This is a genomic window from Pedobacter sp. GSP4 (assembly GCF_051857575.1).
GTDB lineage: Bacteria > Bacteroidota > Bacteroidia > Sphingobacteriales > Sphingobacteriaceae > Pedobacter.
Genome location: NZ_JBPZIR010000001.1, coordinates 650,560 through 671,616 on the forward strand (window position 1 = coordinate 650,560; position 21,057 = coordinate 671,616).

Below are 21,057 nucleotides of genomic sequence, written 5' to 3' on the forward strand. Positions count from 1 at the left end.
AACTTTTTTAAACCCTTCTTTGGAATAGGTCTTAATAAGAATAATTTTGTTGCAAAGATAAAATCTGGATATGACGCATTCGGGAGAAGAAACGACGATAAAGGGAGAATATGAAAACGCCCACAAAAGCGTATTTTTATTTAACAAGGCTATGGTGGTTAGCCACAGTTTTAATGTTGAAGACCAACGGCAACTGGAAATCCGTATGGCCTATCCTGATGATTCGCAGATGGAATTTTACCAGATGATATTTGTGCTGAGTGGCCAGGTTCGGGTTACTGCTGGGCATAACAACAGTACTTTTGCCCAGATAGCTGCACAACAGCATAATATTTGCCGGGCAACCAACCCCTCTGCACGTTTGTTGATGAGCAGTGTAAAGGATGAAGTAATCTGTATCAACCTGAGCGCGTATTTCCTGAATAAATACCTGCCGGTAAACCATCCGGCGCATAACCAGCTTACCGCAAATAAACATAAAGAAGCTGCTGCAGTTACACTTTCTCCATATAACATGCCCATAACGCCAGAAGTAAGCTCAATTTTACAGCGTTTAGGTACTTTGGGACAAGGTGGCCTTTTTGATCAATTGTTGCTCGAATCGAAGGTTATCGAACTGCTGGCCTTGCAGATCAGTCAATTTGAACAAGTAAGCAAAAACACGGCACTTACGAAACTAAAGGAAGGTGTTTTAGCGAAAATGCTTGATGCACGGGAGATTTTGATCCACCATTCCGGAGATCAGTTATCTTTAAAATCGCTCGCGTTGAAGGTGGGCACCAATGAGTTTAATTTGAAACGGGATTTTAAAACCGTATTCGGAAATACCGTTTATGGCTATTTGAACCAGCATAAAATGGAACTGGCCAAGTCCATGCTGGTGCAAAAGGAATACACCATAGCCGAAATTTCGGAAAAGGTAGGGTATAAACACGCTACCCATTTTAGCAGCGCATTTAAAAAGTTTTTTGGCTACCTGCCCAATAAAATCAGATCGGGCAAATTCTCCCTGTTGCTCTTCGCAGATGAATTTTTAGTAGGTATAGAGAACCTTGGTTGTTTATTGGGTTTTTAATCAACAACCGGTAGGGTAAAGCAAAATCTGCTTCCTTCGCCAATGGCACTTATTACCCATATTTTCCCCTGTTCTGCTTCGATAAAATCTTTGGAAATGGCTAATCCCAAACCAGAGCCCGATTTGTTCTGTCCATCGGTAGGTACCTGAAAATAACGGTCGAACAACCGTTTCTGATATTTTTCATCAATTCCCTTTCCGAAATCCTGAACAGAAAACTGGATGAATTTATCTTTTTGGAAAACATCGATTATTACTTTTGATTTTGCCGCACTGTAACGCAGCGCATTGGATAAAAAGTTAACCATTACCCATGCGGTTTTTTGGATATCGGCATTAACCTGTGGCAGGTTTTGATCACAGTTTAGTTCCAATTGAATCGATTTTTGCTCGGCCTGGAACTTAACCGCATCTATGGCATACTGAACAATATCTTCGGGTTTGGTAATGGCGAAATTAAGTTTAAGGTTGCCCGTTTCTACCTGCGATAAGTCTAAAAGCTCGCTGGTGATTTTCAAAAGCCTATCGCTGTCTTCCTTAATGTGCGTGAGCAGTTCGTGCTGCTCCTCATTCATTGCGCCAACACGTTCATCATTAAGTAGTTTTAAGCTCATTTTGATAGATGAAAGCGGTGTTTTTAATTCGTGCGATACAGTGGCAATGAAGTTGGTTTTGGCTTCATCGAGCTCTTTAAATTGGGTAATGTTTTTGAGTGTGTACACACTTCCAGCCGATTTTGATGATGCAATAAGTGTTTTTTCGCTTTGTTCTTCGAAGTTAGGGATCACGATTTCGCGGTTCTCCAAAAGGAAATATGATTCCTTTTCATCGGCATAAATTTTTAAGGTATTATCAGCTGTTTCGGGCTTAATTATCCGTTTAAGGAGCTCGTTTTTCTGCATCAGCTGCGCAACATTCTGACCAACAATTTTATCTTCATCAAGACTTAACAGTTTAGCGGCTAAATGATTTAAGAAAAGCACTTCACCTTTTTCGTTTAAACCGATAATGGCATCCTGCATCTGGGCAATAATGGCTTCAATGCGCGATTTTTCTGATTTGATTTTAGATAGGTTGCTGTTTTCCCACTCGTTTAACTTAACCACCATGCCGTTAAACGAATCGGCCAGTTCGGTAAACTCGTCATCATTTTCGAAATGTAGGCGCTGCTTGTAATTTTTCCGGCTGATCTGTTTAATGGCCGCGCTAAATTCGGCCAGTGGGTTGGCCACAAAACCAGGGAAATTAACAATAAAGGTAAAGAGGATGATGAAACTCAAAGTGGCCGCAATCATAATGTAAATATTGGCTTTTGATGAAGCTGCATTAGCCAGTTCGTTTTTGGCATAAATGGCATCCATGTTTACCTGCTCAATATTATGCAAGGCCGCGTATAAATCTTTCACATTGTTTTCTTTAGCGGCGAAGTTATTATTAGCATTTAATAGCTTAAAAGCTTGTTCCAACTTCTGGAATGCGGCTTTTTCGCCGGGTTCGGTAATGTTCAGGGACTCATTTTTTAAATGGGTTAGAAATACCTGGCGTTGCGGCCCGCCCAGTGGAAACTTATTTTCATCAATTACCCTACGCATGCCTGCAACGTATTTGAGCGATTTGTAATTGTCTTTCAGGATTACTTTTGATTTATCTGAAAGCTCATTTAAAAAGAATAGAGCAATTAATCCAAAGGATAAAACGAGTATAAACAGAAACCCGAATCCGAGGCGGAGCTTGGTTTTAATTTTCATGACATTGTTTTTTTATTCTGTCATTCTGACGACTGGAAGAATCTTTGCCTTATGGAACTGTTACTCAAATGGAGTGCAGCTGCTCAAGAGATGCTTCGTGCCTCAGCATGACAAATATTTTATTTAAGAAAGTATAACCAAATCTATTTCCTGACTGGCTAAATTACGCAACAGTTGGTTAAAAATTGCCGTTCGGAGCATTACCTGAAAAATATTTAAATGTGGTTTTCCTATGCATATGGTGGTAATTTCTTTTTCTCTGGCCAGGTTGATGATGCTTTGTGTAATGTGGTTGCTTTTTATTTTTATTACCTCAGCCCCCAGTTCGGTAGCCAGTTTTAAATGGTTAATGAGGTGCCTTTGTTTATTGAGCTTAATTTTATCGAAACTTTCGGCATCGCTCTGCACATAAAGCACAATCCATGGCGAGCGGTAGTAGGAGGCCAGTCGGGCTGTTTTTCTGATCACCACCCCTGCTGTTTCTGCATTGGAGGAGATACAGGCTAAAAATCTTTCAGGTCTTAATTTGATCGATTTGGGAATTTCTGTCTGTATTTTTCTTTCTACCTGGTGCACCACTTCTTTAAGTGCCAGTTCGCGCAGCTGCAGGATTTTATCGGCCTGGAAAAAATTTCCCAGCGCGCTTTGTATTTTGCTGCTGTCGTAAATTTTGCCCTCTTTTAGGCGGGTAACCAGTTCATCGGCTGTTAAATCGATGTTGACAATTTCATCGGCCAGCTCCAGTATTTTATCGGGTATCCGTTCGGTAATATTAATGCCCGTAATGTGTTCAATATCTTCGTTAATGCTTTCTAAATGCTGAATATTAACTGCCGAAATTACACTGATGCCAGCTTCGAGGATATCGAAAACATCCTGCCAGCGCTTGGTATTTTTGCTGCCCTCAACATTGGTGTGGGCCAGTTCATCGACCACTACAATTTCGGGATGCCGGTTTAAAATGGCCTGTAGATCCATTTCTCCGATTTCCTTTCCACGGTAAAAAATCTGTTTACGGGGGATGATGGGCAGGCCATTAACCAAGGCCTCAGTTTCGGCGCGTTTATGCGTTTCTACATAACCGATACAGATATCAACCCCATTTCGCAACAGTGCATGGCTTTCTTGCAGCATGCGGTAGGTTTTGCCCACACCAGCGCTCATCCCAATATAGATTTTGAGTTTTCCGCGTCTCGATTTTTTAATCAGCTCGAGGAAATGTTTAACAGAATCTTCTTTTTCAGACATATTTATTGATGTAAAATGTATGATGCAAAATGGAAGATGGAATTTGGATGATGGTTACCACTGTATGGATATGATACGCTCTTCAACAAGTACGGATATACAGATCATGAAAAGAAAAACGCCAGAGAGTATCATTACCATTTTATAAAACTTTGCCCTTTGCATGGCCAGCAGCATTTCTTTACGGCTATTGTTCAATTTAGCATAAATTCTTTGCAGCTTTTCAGTTTTTTTGCGGTGCTTGAACACTAGGTAGAGAATACCGCTGCAAAGCAGTAAAACACCAAACAAAATTTCGATATATAGTTTCATTTTGACAGAGATTTAATGAGGCTGTATCATAAGCCGGAACGCTTTTTCAAGGCATCTAAACAAGTCCAATAGAAGAATCGTCATTTCGACTGAAGCCAGCAGGTTTTTTACCTGGGGCGGAATGGAGAAATCTATTTAATAAGATTTCTCGACTACGTTGCACTTCGCTCGAAATGACGACCTCAGGGGGGATTTCATTTAAACTGACTTTTATATAATAAATTATTCCTCAGGATGACAGTTGTCTACTTATGATACAACCTGATTGTTAAAGCTTAAAATGATACGGCAATACTTGCCGTTAATGTTGCATTTGTATTTACCAAGCTACCTTCGCGGTTAAAAATCTTATCCTTACTGTCGAAAGTTTTTCCTTCCAACCTGATTACTGCATTTTGAATCGGTGCATAATCGAGGTTTAGCGAGTATCCTTTCGTTTTGAAACCATTAGGTGTGCCAGTCGGAATAAATATTCCATTTTTATCTTCATAATATTCAAACCTGCCGGCAATGGCCCACTTATCGGCAAATTTGTACTGCGCAATGGCCACCGGAGAAATTACTTCGTTTTTATCGCTGTTGCCTTTAACCTTTTGCTGTGTGCCATAATCGAAACCTAAAGTAATCCCAAATTTATCGGTTAGTTGAAAAATGCCATACACATTGTGGTAGAAACGGTTCACACGGACCGAATCGGCACCTTCAGTACCCAGGTAGTTGCTGTAGTTGACCGTTATTTTATCATTAGGTTTCCAGGTCAGCTGTACACCGCCAGCAGGTTTATTGTTGCCATCAACGCGTGTAATTCTTTGCCATCCATTTAGGTAGAGTAGGGTTGCAGTTAATTTTCCATCTTGTGTACCATAGCTAATTTTGGCTCCCGATTCGTAATAAGGGGTATTTTCTGAAGAAATATTGCGTGTTAAAACCCAGCAATCTTTAGCTAGGGCGCTTTCGAAACCAATGTGGGAAGAGAAAATACCGGCATCAATCCACAGGTTTTCTGTTTTGGAAAATTTAATGCCTGCATTGGCCTCAAAAATATTTTTTAAAACCCCAGGTTCGGCCGCAAGGTTGGCATTGGCATAAGTTCCTGCCATTACCGCTAGATTAGCCCTGATTGAACCGCTATCGTAAGCAGCTTTGATAAAACCAAGGTTTAAATTTACTTCGTTTGCCCTGTTGTGCGAATAGATAAACGCTGGGCGGTTGTGATCTGCTGGCTTGTTAAAATCGTAGCCATAATACGTTTCCAGGTAACCTGAAAATTTTACTTTAGGTTCGTTTTGGGCAGCAGCAGTAAGTGCAGCTGTTAAAGTGGTAATAAGAATGATGATTTTTTTCATTAGATGATTACTGATTTATACTGTTGTTGTTGAGAGCGATAATTTTGGATTCGTTCAGGATTACATATTATCCAAAGCAAGATTTAGCTTTAAAACATTTACTGATGATGGACCAAATAAACCCATTAGCGGTTTTAAGGTATTCATGGCTACCAGTTCCTTAACTTTTTTCTCGTCGATTTTTCTGGCCCTGGCTACCCTTGCAATTTGAATGGCTGCACCTTGTTCAGAAATATTCGGATCTAAGCCACTGCCCGATGCGGTAACCATATCGGCTGGGATTTCTGATTTTTTTAAGCCAGGGTTGTATTTTAAAAGGGTATCAATTCTGGATTGAACTTCTTTTAAATAATCGGGGTTTGATGGACCTTTATTTGAACCTGCCGACCCTGCAGCGTTATAAGCTACAGCAGATGGCCTGCCCGAAAAATATTCGGCTTTGGTAAACGATTGGCCCAACAGCGCATAACCTACGGTTTTTCCGTTTTTGGTTATTTTTTCGCCACCGCCTTTTCCTTTAGCGAGTTTGCCTGCAAGTGCAATACCGATTGGATAAATGATGCATAACAATACGATTAAAACTAAGGTTAAGCGTAAAGATGGAATGATATACTTTTTCATTTTGATAACGATTTAATTGATTCTTAGATAAAAACACCGACTACTAGGTCGATTAATTTAATGCCGATAAACGGTGCTACTACACCACCGATACCATAAATAAACAGGTTTCGGCGAAGCAATGCCGTAGCGCCAATGGGTTTATAGGCCACACCTTTTAAGGCCAATGGGATTAAAATTGGAATAATGATGGCATTGAAAATTACTGCCGACATGATTGCACTTTCTGGTGTGTGCAGTCCCATAATATTTAAGCTCTGCAATGCTGGAATGGAAGCAATAAACAATGCCGGAACAATGGCGAAATATTTGGCCACATCATTGGCGATAGAGAAAGTGGTGAGCGTACCGCGGGTGATCAGCAATTGTTTACCGATTTCTACAATCTCAATCAGTTTGGTAGGGTCGTTGTCCAGATCAACCATATTCCCGGCTTCTTTTGCCGCCTGTGTTCCGCTGTTCATGGCCACACCAACATCGGCCTGTGCAAGGGCAGGGGCATCATTTGTACCATCGCCCATCATGGCAACGAGTTTACCCAAAGCCTGCTCATCTTTAATGTAGTTCATTTTATCCTCAGGTTTTGCCTCAGCAATAAAATCGTCAACACCTGCCTTTTCTGCGATATATCTGGCTGTTAATGGGTTATCGCCGGTAACCATTACGGTTTTTACCCCCATTTTGCGTAAACGTTCAAAACGTTCGCTAATACCGGGTTTAATAATATCCTGCAGTTCGATTACGCCCAGTGCCTTTTCGTTTTCAGAAACCACTAAAGGTGTACCGCCATTAGTGGCAATGCTTTTTACATGATCTTCAATATCAGAAGGGAATATATTTCCGGCTTTTTCAACAATATTCCTGATCGAATCGAAAGCACCTTTTCTAACCCTTCTTCCATCTTTGGTATCTAAACCGCTCGAGCGTGTTTCGGCTGTGAATTTGATAAAGGTAGAACCCTCGGGGGTGGTTAAATTTTTAAAACCCTGCTCGGCGGCCAGTTCGATAATCGATTTGCCTTCGGGCGTTTCATCGGCTAAAGAGCTCAGTACACAGGCATCGGTAAAATCTTTAATAATTACACCTGCGGTAGGGTAAAAGTTGGTGGCTTTACGGTTTCCAATGGTAATGGTTCCTGTTTTATCTAAAAGTAATACGTCAATATCGCCAGCTGTTTCTACTGCCTTGCCCGATTTGGTAATTACGTTCGCCCTTAATGCCCTGTCCATACCCGCAATACCAATGGCTGATAATAAACCACCAATTGTAGTTGGGATTAAGCAAACAAACAGCGAAATTAAAGCAGCAATGGTAATCGGTGTGTTGGCATAATCGGCAAAGGGTTTTAAGGTTACACAAACGATAATAAATACCAAGGTAAAACTTGCCAGAAGAATGGTAAGGGCAATTTCATTAGGTGTTTTCTGGCGGGATGCGCCCTCAACCAATGCAATCATTTTATCTAAAAAGCTTTCGCCAGGGGCGGTGCTTACCCTAACTTTTATCTCATCTGATAAAACTTTTGTACCGCCGGTTACTGAAGATTTATCACCGCCCGATTCGCGGATTACAGGAGCAGATTCTCCGGTAATGGCCGATTCATCAATGGTTGCAATACCTTCAATAATTTCGCCATCTGTAGGGATGATATCACCGGTTTCGCAGATAAAAACATCGCCTTTTTTTAATTGGTTGGATGAACAGATCTGTATGGTGCCGTTTTCTGAAATTACTTTTGCAGGTGTTTCTTCTCTTGTTTTGCGTAAGCTATCGGCCTGTGCCTTACCTCTTGCTTCGGCAATGGCTTCGGCAAAATTGGCAAACAGAACGGTTAGCAATAACACTAAAAAGATAAAGAAGTTATAAAGCGCAGAACCTTGTCCGCTATGGCCGAAAGAGTAAACGGTAACATAAGCCATTACCAGTGTACCTATTTCAACAGTGAACATTACGGGGTTGCGAACCATTACCCGTGGATCTAATTTGATGAAAGATTGTTTCAATGCAGTTTGCACTAAAGCAGGTTCGAACAATTTATTATTGGGTTTCATTTTTTTTTAATTTATGTATGATGGAAGAAGTGTTATGGATGATGTAGGAGTGATGTATCATTTTCATCATCCATTTTACCTTTTCCATTTTAATGTGTAAAGTATTCTGCTAGTGGACCTAAAGCTAGAGCTGGGAAGTATGAGAGCGCATTTAAAACCAGGATTACAGCAAAGGTCATCAGTGCAAAAGTTTTGGTATCTGTTTTTAACGTACCAGCCGATTCAGGAATGAATTTTTTGCCAGCCAATAATCCTGCTATCGCCACCGGACCAATAATGGGTAAGAAGCGGCCCAAGAAAATGATTACGCCCGTTAAAACATTCCAGAAGATGTTATTGTCGCCCAGTCCTTCAAAGCCCGAACCGTTGTTGGCATTGGAAGAGGTAACTTCGTAAAGCATTTCTGAAAAGCCGTGAAAACCTGGGTTATTTAGCCAGTTTTTAGGCTGAACGGCCCAATCGGCACTACCGTGGTTTGTAAAAACATAACTGGCAATTGCGGTTCCTGCCAAGATTAAGAACGGACTTAACAAGGTGATAAGCGCAGCAATTTTAATTTCGCGGGCTTCAACCTTGTGGCCTAAAAACTCGGGCGTTCTGCCCACCATTAAGCCAGAAATGAAGACTGCGATGATGAGGTAAATGAAATAGTTTAACAAACCAACTCCACAGCCACCATAAATGGCATTGATCATCATGGCCAGTAACTGCCATAAACCTGTTAACGGCATGGTACTATCATGCATACCATTTACCGAGCCTGTAGAAATTACGGTGGTTAATGTGCTCCAGTAGGCTGTAGCAGCGGGGCCTAACCTCGCTTCTTTGCCTTCCATAGCCCCTGTAGCCTGCGAAATACCCATTTTTGCAAGGGCAGGGTTTCCGCCTAGCTCTGAGGTAAGCGTTGGAATCATGAGCATAAACAAGCCGATTGTCATTACACCGAAAATAGTCCAGGCTAATTTTCTTCTGCGGATAAAATATCCGAAGGCAATAATCATGGCCATTGGGATAATGGTTTGTGCAACCATTTCGACCATGTTGGTTAAATAGCTTGGGTTTTCGAATGGATGGGCAGAATTAGCACCAAAATACCCACCACCATTCGTACCCAAATGTTTTATGGCAATTAATTGTGCTGCAGGGCCTCGCGAAACATTTACGGTATCGCCCTGCAGGGAAATAAACTGATCTTTACCTTCATAACTTGCCGGGGTGCCGTTAAAAGTTAAAATTAAAGCAACCACTATAGATAAAGGCAACAATAAACGGGTGATTGATTTTACAAAGAACTCCCAGAAATTACCCAATTGGGTTGCTGTTTTATCTCTAAAGGCCTTAAAAAGTACCACAGCTGCGGCAATACCGGTAGCGGCACTAACAAACTGAAGGAACATCAGCACAAACTGCTGTGTTAAATAGCTTACGCCGCTCTCGCCCGAGTAATGTTGAAGGTTACAGTTGGCCACAAAGCTGATAATGGTGTTAAAAGCCAGATCAGGCGTCATGCCAGGGTTACCATCAGGGTTAAAAGGCAGCTTATCCTGGTAAATCAAAACAAAGAAGCCATAAACCAACCATAAAATGTTAATGGTTAATAAGGCTTTTAGCTGCTGTTTCCAGTTCATCTGTTCTTTGATGTTGATGCCTGAAAGTTTAAAGATTCCGTTTTCGAGCGGTTTTAAAAAGTCTGTCCATACTTTTTCTCCTGCAAACACCTTGGCCAAATATTTACCCAAAGGGATGGCGATGATTAAGGTGAGCAGAAAGGTGGCAATAATGCCAATTAATTCAGTGTTCATTTTTAATGTTTTTGAATCTCCCTTTTTACGGGGTAGGGATTAAAATTTTTCGGGTTTAATCAGCACGTAAATCATATAGATAAATACGGCGATTGAGATGATGAATAGTGCTAACATTTGTTTCAGATTTTTTCAAACCAATCGATAGAAAGGTAGGTTGCCCAACAGAGCAGGATTAGGATTAGAAATAGGATAATTGTCATAACTTAAATGATTTATGATTTGCCTATTGCCAAAGCTTGTGCCGTTGAAAATGGTTGTTTGTTAACTTATTGTTGTTTAAGTAGTTAGGTTGTTTTGTGTGTGGGGATTGATTTTTTAATACGAAAAAACCCTTCCAAAATGGAAAGGTTTTTATCAAAATGGTAAGAATGTTTTAAAATTTTAACCGGAAAGTATATGAAGAAAAGGCACGGAGAACACAGAGCTGGATGCTTTTTTACTAAAGCGCAGGCAAAATTTGCGATATAATCGCTAGGCTATTTACGCACTCGTTAGAAACGAGCGCGAGCGTTCCTTGTGTTCCTTTGCGTAAAACATGGCGTGCTTTGCGGTTAAAACTAATTTATATGCGGTTGAAAGGCTTCACCTAAAAACCGATAAACTTATCCATCTGTTCGTTGGTGAATTTAATGGTATCTTCCTTGATTAAATTCCCATCGGTATCCAATTCGGTTTTAATATTTGGGATGTGCAGGCGCAAAGGCAGGATATTTAAATGGATGTAATGACAAACCCCCGTAAAATGATCTACACCGCGGATATTGCCATATTTGCCAGAGGAGATGCCCACCAAAGCTGCTTTTTTATCATAAAAACTATCCGGGAAATTACAGGCATCAATCAAAACCTTCAAAACACCAGGGTAGCTTCCGTTATACTCGGGCATAATAAAAATGAACTTCTCTGTATCATTAATCATATCCTGTATTTTCTGAAATTCGACTGATCGTTTTCCGTACATGTCGGTATTTAAAACATCAATAGGTAAATGCTCCAAGCTAAATAGGGTAGCATCGGTACCTTTTTCTTTTAGTTGCTTTTGGTAATATTTGGCAACTTTTAGCGTATTGCTATTAGACCTATTGGTAGCGGCTATAATTGTAATCATGGATAATTGTTAATAAGATGTGTAAAACCCGAATGCGCTTGTTGCTAAAATTGCCATATAGTTTGTATCTTAGCTGATTGTGAAAAAGGCCGTAAACAACGCAAAAATAGAACTTTTTGCCAATTAAAAAGCATAAATAACACAGCCCAAATAAACGTTAAGTAAATTTCTGATACATAGATGAGCAAAATTATTGCATTAGCAAATCAAAAAGGTGGTGTTGGTAAAACAACTTCATCAATAAACCTGGCTGCGAGTTTAGCCGTACTAGAATATAAAACTTTATTAGTTGATGCTGATCCTCAGGCAAATTCAACTTCTGGTATCGGTTTCGATCCCCGGAATATAAAAGATAGTATTTATGAGTGTATAATTAATGATATCGACCCTTTAAAAGCGATACAGAAAACCGATACACCTAATTTAGATTTATTGCCGGCACACATTGATCTGGTAGGTGCCGAAATAGAAATGATCAACTTAAATAACCGCGAGTATAAAATGAAAGCGGTTTTGGAGAAAATCAAAGATCAGTACGATTTTATCATTATCGATTGTTCGCCATCGTTGGGTTTAATTACCATTAATGCCTTAACAGCTGCCGATTCGGTTATTATTCCTGTTCAGTGCGAGTATTTTGCATTGGAAGGTTTGGGTAAATTGTTAAATACAATTAAGATTGTACAAAACCGTTTAAACCCTGAACTGGAAATAGAAGGGATTTTATTAACCATGTACGATGTACGTTTACGTTTATCGAACCAAGTGGTAGAAGAGGTTAAAACGCATTTCCACGAACTGGTTTTTGAAACCATTATTCAGCGTAATACCCGTTTAAGTGAAGCCCCAAGTTATGGTGTTTCCGTAATTATGCACGATGCAAACTGCAAAGGAGCCATTAATTACCTTAACCTTGCCCGCGAAATTGTGAAAAAGAACGGCTTGTTAAGAGAAGAAGAAAACATAGGAACAGCAACTTTATAAATTATAGATGACATCTTTTCAGCGAAAAACAGGTTTAGGAAGAGGGCTAAGTGCGCTTTTAGATGATAGCGAATCTACTCACCCACCAAAGCAGCAGGTAAATGCTGTGAGTGAAACCGAGCAGATTGGCAATATCAGTCATGTAAATTTAACCGAAGTTGAAACCAATCCATACCAGCCACGTACCGAGTTTGATCAGGTTGCTTTAAACGAGCTTGCCGATTCGATAAAGGTGCAGGGACTGATCCAGCCGATTACCGTAAGGAAAATAGCGGCCAACAGGTATCAGTTAATTTCGGGCGAACGTAGGTTTAGGGCCTCTAAATTAGCCGGCTTAACGCAGGTTCCGGCCTATATCCGCAGTGCTAACGACCAGCAGATGCTGGAAATGGCATTGATCGAAAATATTCAGCGCGAAAATTTAAATGCTATTGAAGTGGCTTTGAGTTTTCAGCGGATGATTGATGAGGTGGGTTTAAAACAAGAGCAACTGGGCGAGCGTGTAGGTAAAAACCGCACAACCGTTACCAATTATCTGCGTTTGCTAAAACTTCCACCAGCTATCCAGGCATCCATCCGCGATCAAAAAATTTCGATGGGTCATGCCAGGGCATTAATAAATGTTGATGGTGTTGATAAACAGTTGTTCATCCATCAGGAAATACTGGAAAAAGGGCTTTCGGTACGTAAAGTAGAAGAATTGGTGCGTAATTTACAACATGTACCCTTAAAAGGAGCTGATAAGCCTAAAACAAAGGCAGTTTCTTTTCAATATCAAAAACTGCAGGATGATCTGGCTTCGAAATTTGCTACACGCGTTAAGCTAAAGGTAAGCCAGAACGGTAAAGGAGCCATAGAAATCCCCTTTATGAGTGATGAAGATTTGAACCGCATTTTAGAATTATTAGACTGGTAATGCAAAAGATTAAGCTTTTAATACTGGTTTCTTTATTTACATTTCTTTTTGTAAACCTGGCGAATGCGCAGGTTAAGGATACTGTATTAAAGCCTGCGGATACTTCAAAAGTAAAGGTTGCTAAACCCATCGGCACTGCCGGACCTAAACAGCCTGTTACCAGGCAGGATTCGATTAAGGCTAAATATGTAAATCCGGGCAAGGTTGCCGGCAGAAAGGCCGTTTTTAGATCGATGATTATACCTGGCTGGGGACAATTGTATAATATGCAGCTGTTGAACGATGGTTATGGAACAAGAGCCGGTAAAAGCCAGTTTTTGCAGAAATTATACACAGGGGGTAAAATTGCAGCCATTTATGGCGGTATTACCGTGTTAACCATGTCGTATATCGAAAGCACCGATCAATATAACCTAGCCCTGAAAGAATTACAGTACCGCAATGATCACGGTGATAAACCAGATCCTGAAGGGCCTTTTGGGAGCCGTTATTCTACCTCGGGCATTACGCTGCGAAAGGATACCTACAGAAGAAACAGGCAGATTGTACTTTTCTCTTACGGATTGGTTTATTTTGCCAATATTGTTGATGCGTATGTTGCTGCACGCTTACATTTCTTTAATATCGACAATAACCTCGGGGTAAAGCTTATGCCATCAATGATCAACTCTAATACGGTGTATGGTTTTAATGCCACACCTGCACTAAAACTATCCTTAACATTTTAATATTTAATGGAATAATCATGATTTTAACACCGTACCATACGATACAATCATAATTGTTTTATCAATTTAACAAATAAATATATACAGATGAAAATTGCGCTTTTAGGTTATGGTAAAATGGGGCAGATTATAGAAAAATTTGCACTGGAACGTGGTCATGAAATCGTTTTAAAGATATCGATTGATAACCAGGAAGATTTAACCAGGGAGAATTTAAAACAGGCAGATGTGGCTATTGATTTTAGTACGCCCGATTCTGTTCTGAAAAATATAGATGCCTGTTTTGATGCCAATGTACCTGTGGTTGTGGGTACTACCGGCTGGTATGGTAAACTGCAGGAGGTGAAGAATGATTGCGACAGCAGTAACAATACCCTGCTTTATGGGTCTAACTTCAGTATCGGCGTAAACCTGTTCTTTAAATTGAACCAAACTTTGGCAAAACTGATGAACAATTACCCGGCTTATGAAGTTCAGGTTGAAGAAATTCACCATACACAGAAACTGGATTCGCCGAGTGGAACAGCCATTACGTTGGCAGAAGGAATTCTGGAAAATGTTGCGCGTAAAAAAGAATGGTTAAATGAAACCGTAGGAACAGATGTTGAACTGTTCCCGAAAGCAGATCAATTACTGATTGAATCGCACAGGATTGAAAATATACCGGGAACGCATACTGTGATTTACAGTAGCGAGGTAGATGAGATAGAAATTAAACATACAGCCCATAACAGAGCAGGTTTTGCTTTGGGTGCAGTGGTAGCGGCCGAGTGGGTAAAAGATAAAAAAGGATTTTTTAGTATTACAGATATCTTTGAATAGAAACTGAAAGCTGAGCGGCTGAAACAAACAGCAGTTAACCAAAAAGAAAGCAGATAATAGTTAATCGGTTTATTTAATAAACAGTTAACCAACCCATAAAATATGAATTATAAGTTCTGGCAGAGAAAAAAAGATGCCCCAAAAAAGAAAAAAACCAAAACCCGTGAGTGGGTAGATGCTATTGTTTTTGCAGTAGTGGCAGCCACCATCATCCGCGTATTCTTTATCGAGGCCTATACTATTCCATCTGGTTCGATGGAGCGTTCGTTACTGATTGGAGATTTTCTTTTTGTAAGCAAGGTTAATTATGGTGCACGTATTCCTATGACACCGGTTGCGTTTCCTTTTGCACACCATACCATGCCCTTAACTACTTCTACCAAAGCTTATTGGGATGGCGTACAGTGGAAATACCACCGTTTGCCGGGCCTATCGAAAATCAAAAGAAATGATGTAGTAGTTTTCAACTTTCCGGAGGGCGATACTGTAGCCGTAGAAAACCAGGCGGCAAGTTATTACGAATTGGTAAGGGGGATGGGGCGCGAGCAGGTGAGGAGTACCTATCATATAGTTGACCGCCCTGTTGATAAACGCGAAAACTTTATTAAACGCTGTATCGGCATCCCAGGCGATGTAATTTCGATGAGCAATGGAATTGCCAGCGTAAATGGCAAAGCCGAACCTTTAAAAAATACCGGCATGATGCCTTACCGCATCGAGTTTAAAACAATGGATTTTAACTACGCTGCATTGGATGAGTTTAACCTCAACCTCGGCGGTACACCTGCCGTAGCGGCCAATACCTATATCATTGATGCTTCATCAGAAATTGCCGACAAACTTAAAACCTTTGATTTTGTAAAATCGGTGACACTGAGTCCTGATCCGGCTGGAGCTGTACCAGGTGGTGTTTTTCCGAATGATCCGAACAGGGTTTGGAACAGGGATAATTTTGGTCCGGTTAAAATCCCTTCTAAAGGGTGGACTGTTCAGATAGATAGCAATACCATGCCACTTTACTACAGGGCCATCAGAACTTACGAAGGAAACAAAGTGGAGCAAAAAGCTGGTGTTTGGTATATCAACGATAAGGTTGCAACCAGTTATACCTTTAAAATGGATTATTATTGGATGATGGGCGATAACCGCCATAACTCTGCCGATTCGCGCTATTGGGGTTTTGTACCCGAAGATCATATTGTAGGCAAAGCTTTATTTGTTTGGATGAGCTGGGATAGTACAGCTTCTTTCTTACATAAAATAAGGTGGAGCAGGCTGTTTATGGGAATTCATTAAACAGTTTTTAATTAACTTATTTAAGGCTTGCATTTTATGCAGGCCTTTTTTTATGTGCGAAAATCACCTTTTTTTTTGGGGAGATTAAAGATGCTTAGCTCGAGTCTTCTGATAATGGCTTCTCTTGATTAGCTCAAAATGATGCTTAAAAGCTAATTTAAGCAGATGTATGCCAACTTATTGTTTCTTTATTTCAACAACAGGCGATTAGTTGAAAATTAGAAAATGATAATGATTGACTTTCTTTTTAATTTTTTTAAAAAGATTTCGTTTCTTTTATTTTTTTTTATAATTTTATGTAAACCAAATGTAAAATGTCAGCAACTATTAAGAAAGCACAAAGATTACGAGCCGACATCATTAAACTGCTTTACTATAAAAAGAAATCGTCCCTAACTGATTTAAGTAAACGCACAAAGAAAAGCTTGCCGTTAATTACATCAACTGTTAATACATTAATAGAGGATGGTTTAATTATCGAACAAGGTTTGGCTCCCTCAACGGGAGGGCGTCGCGCATTGAATTTTTTATTGAATCCCAATTATAAAAGATACATCATAGCTGTAGCCATGGATCAGTTAACCACGCAATTAACCATATACGATTTGTCAAACCATCAGGTTTTACCTACCCAGACTATCGATTTAGATATGGCTGAAGGTAAAAGTGTGGAAGGATTAATTGCTTTTATTGAGGATTGTATAGCAAAATCGGCCATTAAGAAAGAATATCTGTTAGGTGTCGGCATAGGCATGCCGGGGTTTGTTAATACAGAGCGCGGTGTAAACTATTCTTTTATGCAGATAGAAGACGGGATCAGTTTGCAAGATTACTTATCTAAAAAAATAGACTTACCTGTTTATATTGATAATGATTCGAGTTTGATTGCCTTGGCAGAATTAAACTTTGGTGAAGCAAGAAACCTAAAAGATGTGCTGGTAGTTAATATTGGCTTAGGTACAGGTTTGGGTTTAATTATTAATGGCAAATTATACAGGGGCAGCAGTGGCTATGCTGGAGAGTTTAGTCATATTCCTTTATCTGATTCAAATGCGCTGTGCTCTTGTGGCAAACGGGGTTGCCTTGAAGTAGAAACATCTCTTTTGGTAATGGTGCAAAAAGCAGAAGAGGCGGTTAAAAATGGTGAAGAGACAAGTTTAAAGACTTTGTTTAAGGATGAAAGTAAGAGCCATGTAGATCATTTTTTGCATGCAGTTATAAAGCAAGATCCTGTAGCCATCTCTATTTTGGCTGATGCAGCATTTCAGATCGGTAAAGGGCTGGCTACGCTAATTCATATTTTAAATCCTGAGCGCATTGTTTTAAGTGGACAAGGAGCTAAAGCCGGAAAAATGTTGCTTCCTCCAATACAACAGGCACTTAACGAGTTTTGCATCCCTCGCATAGCAGAACAAACAGATATTAAGTTTTCTACATTAACGAATGAGGCCGAACTATTGGCGGCAGCCAGCTTAATGGTAGAGAACAGTTTATTTGAATAATATTAACTAGAACTGAATAAAATAAATATTTTTTTTACTAACCACAGAAATAAATGAGAGAACAAAAAGACTGAGAAATTCAATTCCCAAATTATTTTAACTAATCTTAACTAAACAAATAAATTATGAAAAAAATGTACTTAAAGTGCTTAAACATATTGTTGTTGTGTTTTTTAACAATAACAGCTTTTGCACAAAAAAATGTTACCGGCACTATAAAAGATGCGTCTGGTAACCCTATCCCCGGGGTAAGTATCCTCGAAAAGGGAACTCAAAACGGTACTTCTACCAACTCCGAAGGTAGATTTAGTCTAACTGTTAAAGATGGAGCAAAATTAATTATTAAATCTATAGGTTTAGTTACACAGGAAGTTTCTGCTTCCACTAACCTGAATATAGTTATGAATGATGATGCCAAATCGCTGAACGAAGTTATCGTTACCGGTTTTGGTGTTAAAAAGGAAGTAAAAAGACTAACTTATTCAGCAACTGCTGTAGGAGGTGCAGAATTGGCGCAAGCTAATAATGCCAATGTGGTAAATGCTTTACAGGGTAAGGTTGCAGGTGTAATGATCAACCAGGGAGCTAGCGGCCCATCATCTTCTTCAAGAATCAGAATCAGAGGTAACTCATCGTTAAGCTCAAATACACAGCCATTGGTAGTTTATGATGGTATATTGTTAGAACCAGGTACTTCTGGAGCAGACTCATGGGGTGATGCCGCAGATTTTGGTAATATAATGAAAAATATTAATTCCGATGATATCGAAAGCATTAGTGTGTTAAAAGGAGCTGCTGCTTCGGCTCTATATGGTTCTAAAGCAGCTGGTGGTGTACTCCTTATTACGTCAAAAAAAGGTAAAACTACCAAAGGTTTAGGCGTAACTGTTTCACAAACCAGTTCTTTTGATGATGCTTATAAATTTGTAGATCTTCAAAATGAGTATGGTGGTGGAATTTCACCTGTTTTTGCGAAAGATGCAAATGGGGTGGATGTTGTTGATCAGCAGGCCGGTTATTATGTAGGTGGATATTCTTTTGGCCCTAAACTGGATGGAAGAATGGTTAAAGATTTAGATGGAGTAGTTAGGCCATGGGTAGCCAATAATCCATTGGATTATTTTAATACCGGAAAGTTTATCAACACCAACGTATCAGTTGAAGGTGCAAATGAAAACACAACTTATCGTTTAGCTTATACCAATTTATATAACTCGAGTGTTTTACCTGGTAATAACTTAAAAAGAGATGCGTTTGCGCTTAGGGTAACCCGGGTAATTTCAAAAGCTATTTCGGTTGATGCCAGTGTAAACTACACTATGTCGAATTCATTGAATCCGGCAAGACAAGGAAGTGCCAATAATCCATTATTTGCATTTACTTACTATAAACCCAGAAACGTTGATTTAAGTGCTTATATCGATAACAATATCAATCCGGTAACTGGTGGTGCTTTAGGTTCCAGCAATCGTAACCTATACGATCCTTATGGCATCGGATCATTTGCTTATACCTTGCAAAATGATAACAGAACCCAAAAAGAAAATAACTTATTGGCCAATATTGATGTAAATATCAAAATCCTTCCTTGGCTTTCTGCTTTGGTAAGAACCAATACAAACTTTTATAACATTGCTTACGAAAGAAAAAACAGAGGTAATGGTGTTTCATTCTCAGGGGGTGATTATGAGATCTCGCAAAACACCAATAAATCATACCGCGTACAGGGATTGTTAAACGCAACTAAAGAACTTTCGAATGATTTTGAGTTAAATGCCTCAGTGGGTGCTGAAACTTATCAGAAAAACCTTGGCAATTCTGCTTTTTATAACAGATCATACACCAATGGTGGACTAAAAATTGCTGATGTATATTCAATTGCAAACTCTATTAATCCGGCATCAACAACGGCTTATCCAAATTTAGGTGAGCGTACGGATGCGGTTTATTTGTATGGTGATATCACCTGGAAAAACATGTTAACATTAAACTTTAGTGGAAGAAATGACTGGTCATCAGCATTAACCTATAAAGATGGTCATGGTAGTTATTCATATTTCTATCCAAGTGTAGGTTTGTCATGGATTTTCACTGAACTACCTACATTCAAAAATAGTTCAGTACTATCATTTGGTAAGTTAAGAGCTTCTTACTCGTATACCGGTTTATCAGCAAGACCGCAACTTACCAATACCGATGGTTACTATAGACTACAGGATGGTACTTTTAGCAATGCCAATGGTGGTAACCAATCAGTTTATGGATTTAGCGACAATATTCTTAAAAACAACAATTTAAAGAATGAGTTAACCAAAGAGTTGGAAATTGGAACCAATTTAGGTTTCTTAAAAAACCGTATCAATATTGATTTTGCTTACTACAAGAAAAATTCTTACAACCAAATTTTAAGTTTTTCATTGCCACAGGAATCGGGGGTAAGTTCACAATCTTTAAATGCTGGTAACATCCAAAATCAAGGTATTGAAATTTTATTAACCGCTAAGCCAATTGTATCGAAAGATTTTAACTGGAACGCTTCTGTTACTTTTACGCGTAACCGTAACAAAATATTGGAATTAGCTCCTGGGGTTGAAAATTATGACCTTGATTTGGCCTTTGGTAACGATATTACTTCGGTTGCCCGAGTAGGTGAAATCTATGGCTCATTAATTACAGGATATGGTTATTCATATTATCAGAAAAAAGATGCAAATGGCAATCCTGTAGCTAGTCCAAGTAATGGTAAAAAGGTATTGGGTAATACAGGATATGGAACTACTGGTGGTTATTATACTTATGTAAGGTCTCAGGATTATGATGGTACTAAGAAAAATTTAGGTACTATGATGGAGAACTATCTTGCAAGTACCAGACAAGAACTATCTTATAAGAATTTCACATTAGGATTCCAGATTGATGCCAAAATTGGTGGTTTAATGGCTTCAGGTACACACCAATATGGTTCTGCTAATGGTTCGTTTGCCAATTCATTATTTGGTAGAGATGAAGCTTCAGGTGGTGTTACCTATACTGATGCTAACGGTGTAGTACAGCATGATGGTATCATTCCTGATGGTGTATTAAACGATGGCTTAAAAGCTAATGGAGTTGATTTAGGTGGAATGACTTATGCCGATGCAGTTAAACAAGGTTTGTTAAAACCAATCCCAGCTTACGCATATTACGAAAACTTAAGTCAATGGTCTAGTGGTATCAGAGAGTATTCAGTATTTGAAAATTCATGGGTAGCACTTCGCGAGGTTACAGTTGGATATAACGTACCAAGCAAGTATCTAACTAAATTGAAAATAAATACTTTAAGCTTAAATTTAACGGGTAGAAATATTGCTTATTTGTATAAAACAGCTAAGGATGGTATTAATCCCGAAAGTATTTTTAGCAACAGAGCAGGTGCCTTTGCTGAATACGGAGGTTGGCCTTTGGTTAGAAGTTTAGGTTTTAATATCAGAGCGTCGTTTTAATTATTAAAGAAAT

The 21,057-nt window shown here is 39.3% G+C and carries 17 protein-coding genes; 8 read left to right on the forward strand and 9 right to left on the reverse strand.

Going from position 1 to position 21,057, the window contains the following annotated elements; genetic code table 11:
• Positions 1 to 70: 70 nt before the first annotated feature.
• Positions 71 to 1,075 carry a helix-turn-helix transcriptional regulator gene (locus ACS5PU_RS02655; protein ID WP_439457717.1) on the forward strand — a complete coding sequence of 335 codons (1,005 nt, stop codon included), beginning with the start codon at positions 71 to 73 and terminating at the stop codon, positions 1,073 to 1,075.
• Here the strand turns inward: ACS5PU_RS02655 and ACS5PU_RS02660 are convergent.
• From ACS5PU_RS02660 to ACS5PU_RS02700, 9 genes are all read right to left on the reverse strand, one after another.
• Complete coding sequence (locus tag ACS5PU_RS02660; protein ID WP_439457718.1) at positions 1,072 to 2,823, reverse strand: ATP-binding protein; 1,752 nt, start codon at positions 2,821 to 2,823, stop codon at positions 1,072 to 1,074. The two genes, ACS5PU_RS02655 and ACS5PU_RS02660, sit on opposite strands and share 4 nt — an antisense overlap.
• Positions 2,824 to 2,946: 123 nt before the next feature.
• Positions 2,947 to 4,071, reverse strand: a complete 1,125-nt coding sequence (locus ACS5PU_RS02665; protein WP_439457719.1) for a sensor protein KdpD — start codon at positions 4,069 to 4,071, stop codon at positions 2,947 to 2,949.
• A 54-nt stretch (positions 4,072 to 4,125) separates the two neighbouring features.
• Positions 4,126 to 4,383: a hypothetical protein gene (locus ACS5PU_RS02670; RefSeq protein WP_439457720.1), complete on the reverse strand. Its 258-nt coding sequence runs from the start codon at positions 4,381 to 4,383 to the stop codon at positions 4,126 to 4,128.
• A 275-nt stretch (positions 4,384 to 4,658) separates the two neighbouring features.
• Positions 4,659 to 5,729, reverse strand: coding sequence for a porin (locus tag ACS5PU_RS02675; RefSeq protein ID WP_439457721.1), 1,071 nt, complete (start codon positions 5,727 to 5,729; stop codon positions 4,659 to 4,661).
• A 60-nt stretch (positions 5,730 to 5,789) separates the two neighbouring features.
• Positions 5,790 to 6,350: a K(+)-transporting ATPase subunit C gene (locus ACS5PU_RS02680; RefSeq protein ID WP_439457722.1), complete on the reverse strand. Its 561-nt coding sequence runs from the start codon at positions 6,348 to 6,350 to the stop codon at positions 5,790 to 5,792.
• Positions 6,351 to 6,373: 23 nt separating this feature from the next.
• The gene (gene kdpB / locus ACS5PU_RS02685; RefSeq protein ID WP_439457723.1) at positions 6,374 to 8,401 is read right to left on the reverse strand and encodes a potassium-transporting ATPase subunit KdpB; all 2,028 of its coding nucleotides are present in this window, start codon (positions 8,399 to 8,401) and stop codon (positions 6,374 to 6,376) included.
• A gap of 89 nt (positions 8,402 to 8,490) precedes the next feature.
• Positions 8,491 to 10,203 (reverse strand): potassium-transporting ATPase subunit KdpA, encoded by a 1,713-nt coding sequence (gene kdpA, locus ACS5PU_RS02690; RefSeq protein ID WP_439457724.1) that lies wholly within the window; start codon positions 10,201 to 10,203, stop codon positions 8,491 to 8,493.
• A 39-nt stretch (positions 10,204 to 10,242) separates the two neighbouring features.
• Positions 10,243 to 10,320 (reverse strand): potassium-transporting ATPase subunit F, encoded by a 78-nt coding sequence (locus tag ACS5PU_RS02695; RefSeq protein WP_090766592.1) that lies wholly within the window; start codon positions 10,318 to 10,320, stop codon positions 10,243 to 10,245.
• 472 nt (positions 10,321 to 10,792) lie between these two features.
• Positions 10,793 to 11,314 carry an NADPH-dependent FMN reductase gene (locus tag ACS5PU_RS02700; RefSeq protein WP_439457725.1) on the reverse strand — a complete coding sequence of 174 codons (522 nt, stop codon included), beginning with the start codon at positions 11,312 to 11,314 and terminating at the stop codon, positions 10,793 to 10,795.
• Between the two features lie 180 nt (positions 11,315 to 11,494).
• On the opposite strand from ACS5PU_RS02700, the gene ACS5PU_RS02705 reads away from it, so the two are divergent.
• From ACS5PU_RS02705 to ACS5PU_RS02735, 7 genes are all read left to right on the forward strand, one after another.
• Positions 11,495 to 12,298, forward strand: coding sequence for a ParA family protein (locus tag ACS5PU_RS02705; RefSeq protein WP_439457726.1), 804 nt, complete (start codon positions 11,495 to 11,497; stop codon positions 12,296 to 12,298).
• A gap of 7 nt (positions 12,299 to 12,305) precedes the next feature.
• The gene (locus tag ACS5PU_RS02710) at positions 12,306 to 13,214 is read left to right on the forward strand and encodes a ParB/RepB/Spo0J family partition protein (protein WP_439457727.1); all 909 of its coding nucleotides are present in this window, start codon (positions 12,306 to 12,308) and stop codon (positions 13,212 to 13,214) included.
• Positions 13,214 to 13,942: a DUF5683 domain-containing protein gene (locus tag ACS5PU_RS02715; RefSeq protein ID WP_439457728.1), complete on the forward strand. Its 729-nt coding sequence runs from the start codon at positions 13,214 to 13,216 to the stop codon at positions 13,940 to 13,942. The genes ACS5PU_RS02710 and ACS5PU_RS02715 overlap by 1 nt, the downstream gene beginning before the upstream one ends.
• Before the next feature lie 87 nt (positions 13,943 to 14,029).
• Positions 14,030 to 14,764, forward strand: a complete 735-nt coding sequence (gene dapB / locus ACS5PU_RS02720) for a 4-hydroxy-tetrahydrodipicolinate reductase (protein ID WP_439457729.1) — start codon at positions 14,030 to 14,032, stop codon at positions 14,762 to 14,764.
• A 102-nt stretch (positions 14,765 to 14,866) separates the two neighbouring features.
• The gene (gene lepB / locus ACS5PU_RS02725; RefSeq protein ID WP_439457730.1) at positions 14,867 to 16,060 is read left to right on the forward strand and encodes a signal peptidase I; all 1,194 of its coding nucleotides are present in this window, start codon (positions 14,867 to 14,869) and stop codon (positions 16,058 to 16,060) included.
• Between the two features lie 314 nt (positions 16,061 to 16,374).
• Positions 16,375 to 17,562: an ROK family protein gene (locus ACS5PU_RS02730; protein ID WP_439457731.1), complete on the forward strand. Its 1,188-nt coding sequence runs from the start codon at positions 16,375 to 16,377 to the stop codon at positions 17,560 to 17,562.
• Positions 17,563 to 17,687: 125 nt separating this feature from the next.
• Complete coding sequence (locus ACS5PU_RS02735) at positions 17,688 to 21,044, forward strand: SusC/RagA family TonB-linked outer membrane protein (RefSeq protein WP_439457732.1); 3,357 nt, start codon at positions 17,688 to 17,690, stop codon at positions 21,042 to 21,044.
• Positions 21,045 to 21,057 lie beyond the last annotated feature (13 nt).

Excerpts from the sequence above, each read along its gene's own strand:
- ACS5PU_RS02735 (WP_439457732.1), top strand. The coding sequence starts at position 17,688 with ATGAAAAAAATGTACTTAAAGTGCTTAAACATATTGTTGTTGTGTTTT.
- ACS5PU_RS02715 (WP_439457728.1), top strand. The coding sequence starts at position 13,214 with ATGCAAAAGATTAAGCTTTTAATACTGGTTTCTTTATTTACATTTCTT.
- ACS5PU_RS02700 (WP_439457725.1), bottom strand. The coding sequence starts at position 11,314 with ATGATTACAATTATAGCCGCTACCAATAGGTCTAATAGCAATACGCTA.
- dapB (WP_439457729.1), top strand. The coding sequence starts at position 14,030 with ATGAAAATTGCGCTTTTAGGTTATGGTAAAATGGGGCAGATTATAGAA.
- kdpB (WP_439457723.1), bottom strand. The coding sequence starts at position 8,401 with ATGAAACCCAATAATAAATTGTTCGAACCTGCTTTAGTGCAAACTGCA.
- ACS5PU_RS02705 (WP_439457726.1), top strand. The coding sequence starts at position 11,495 with ATGAGCAAAATTATTGCATTAGCAAATCAAAAAGGTGGTGTTGGTAAA.
- kdpA (WP_439457724.1), bottom strand. The coding sequence starts at position 10,203 with ATGAACACTGAATTAATTGGCATTATTGCCACCTTTCTGCTCACCTTA.
- ACS5PU_RS02680 (WP_439457722.1), bottom strand. The coding sequence starts at position 6,350 with ATGAAAAAGTATATCATTCCATCTTTACGCTTAACCTTAGTTTTAATC.
- ACS5PU_RS02660 (WP_439457718.1), bottom strand. The coding sequence starts at position 2,823 with ATGAAAATTAAAACCAAGCTCCGCCTCGGATTCGGGTTTCTGTTTATA.
- lepB (WP_439457730.1), top strand. The coding sequence starts at position 14,867 with ATGAATTATAAGTTCTGGCAGAGAAAAAAAGATGCCCCAAAAAAGAAA.
- ACS5PU_RS02670 (WP_439457720.1), bottom strand. The coding sequence starts at position 4,383 with ATGAAACTATATATCGAAATTTTGTTTGGTGTTTTACTGCTTTGCAGC.
- ACS5PU_RS02675 (WP_439457721.1), bottom strand. The coding sequence starts at position 5,729 with ATGAAAAAAATCATCATTCTTATTACCACTTTAACAGCTGCACTTACT.
- ACS5PU_RS02655 (WP_439457717.1), top strand. The coding sequence starts at position 71 with ATGACGCATTCGGGAGAAGAAACGACGATAAAGGGAGAATATGAAAAC.
- ACS5PU_RS02695 (WP_090766592.1), bottom strand. The coding sequence starts at position 10,320 with ATGTTAGCACTATTCATCATCTCAATCGCCGTATTTATCTATATGATT.
- ACS5PU_RS02665 (WP_439457719.1), bottom strand. The coding sequence starts at position 4,071 with ATGTCTGAAAAAGAAGATTCTGTTAAACATTTCCTCGAGCTGATTAAA.
- ACS5PU_RS02730 (WP_439457731.1), top strand. The coding sequence starts at position 16,375 with ATGTCAGCAACTATTAAGAAAGCACAAAGATTACGAGCCGACATCATT.
- ACS5PU_RS02710 (WP_439457727.1), top strand. The coding sequence starts at position 12,306 with ATGACATCTTTTCAGCGAAAAACAGGTTTAGGAAGAGGGCTAAGTGCG.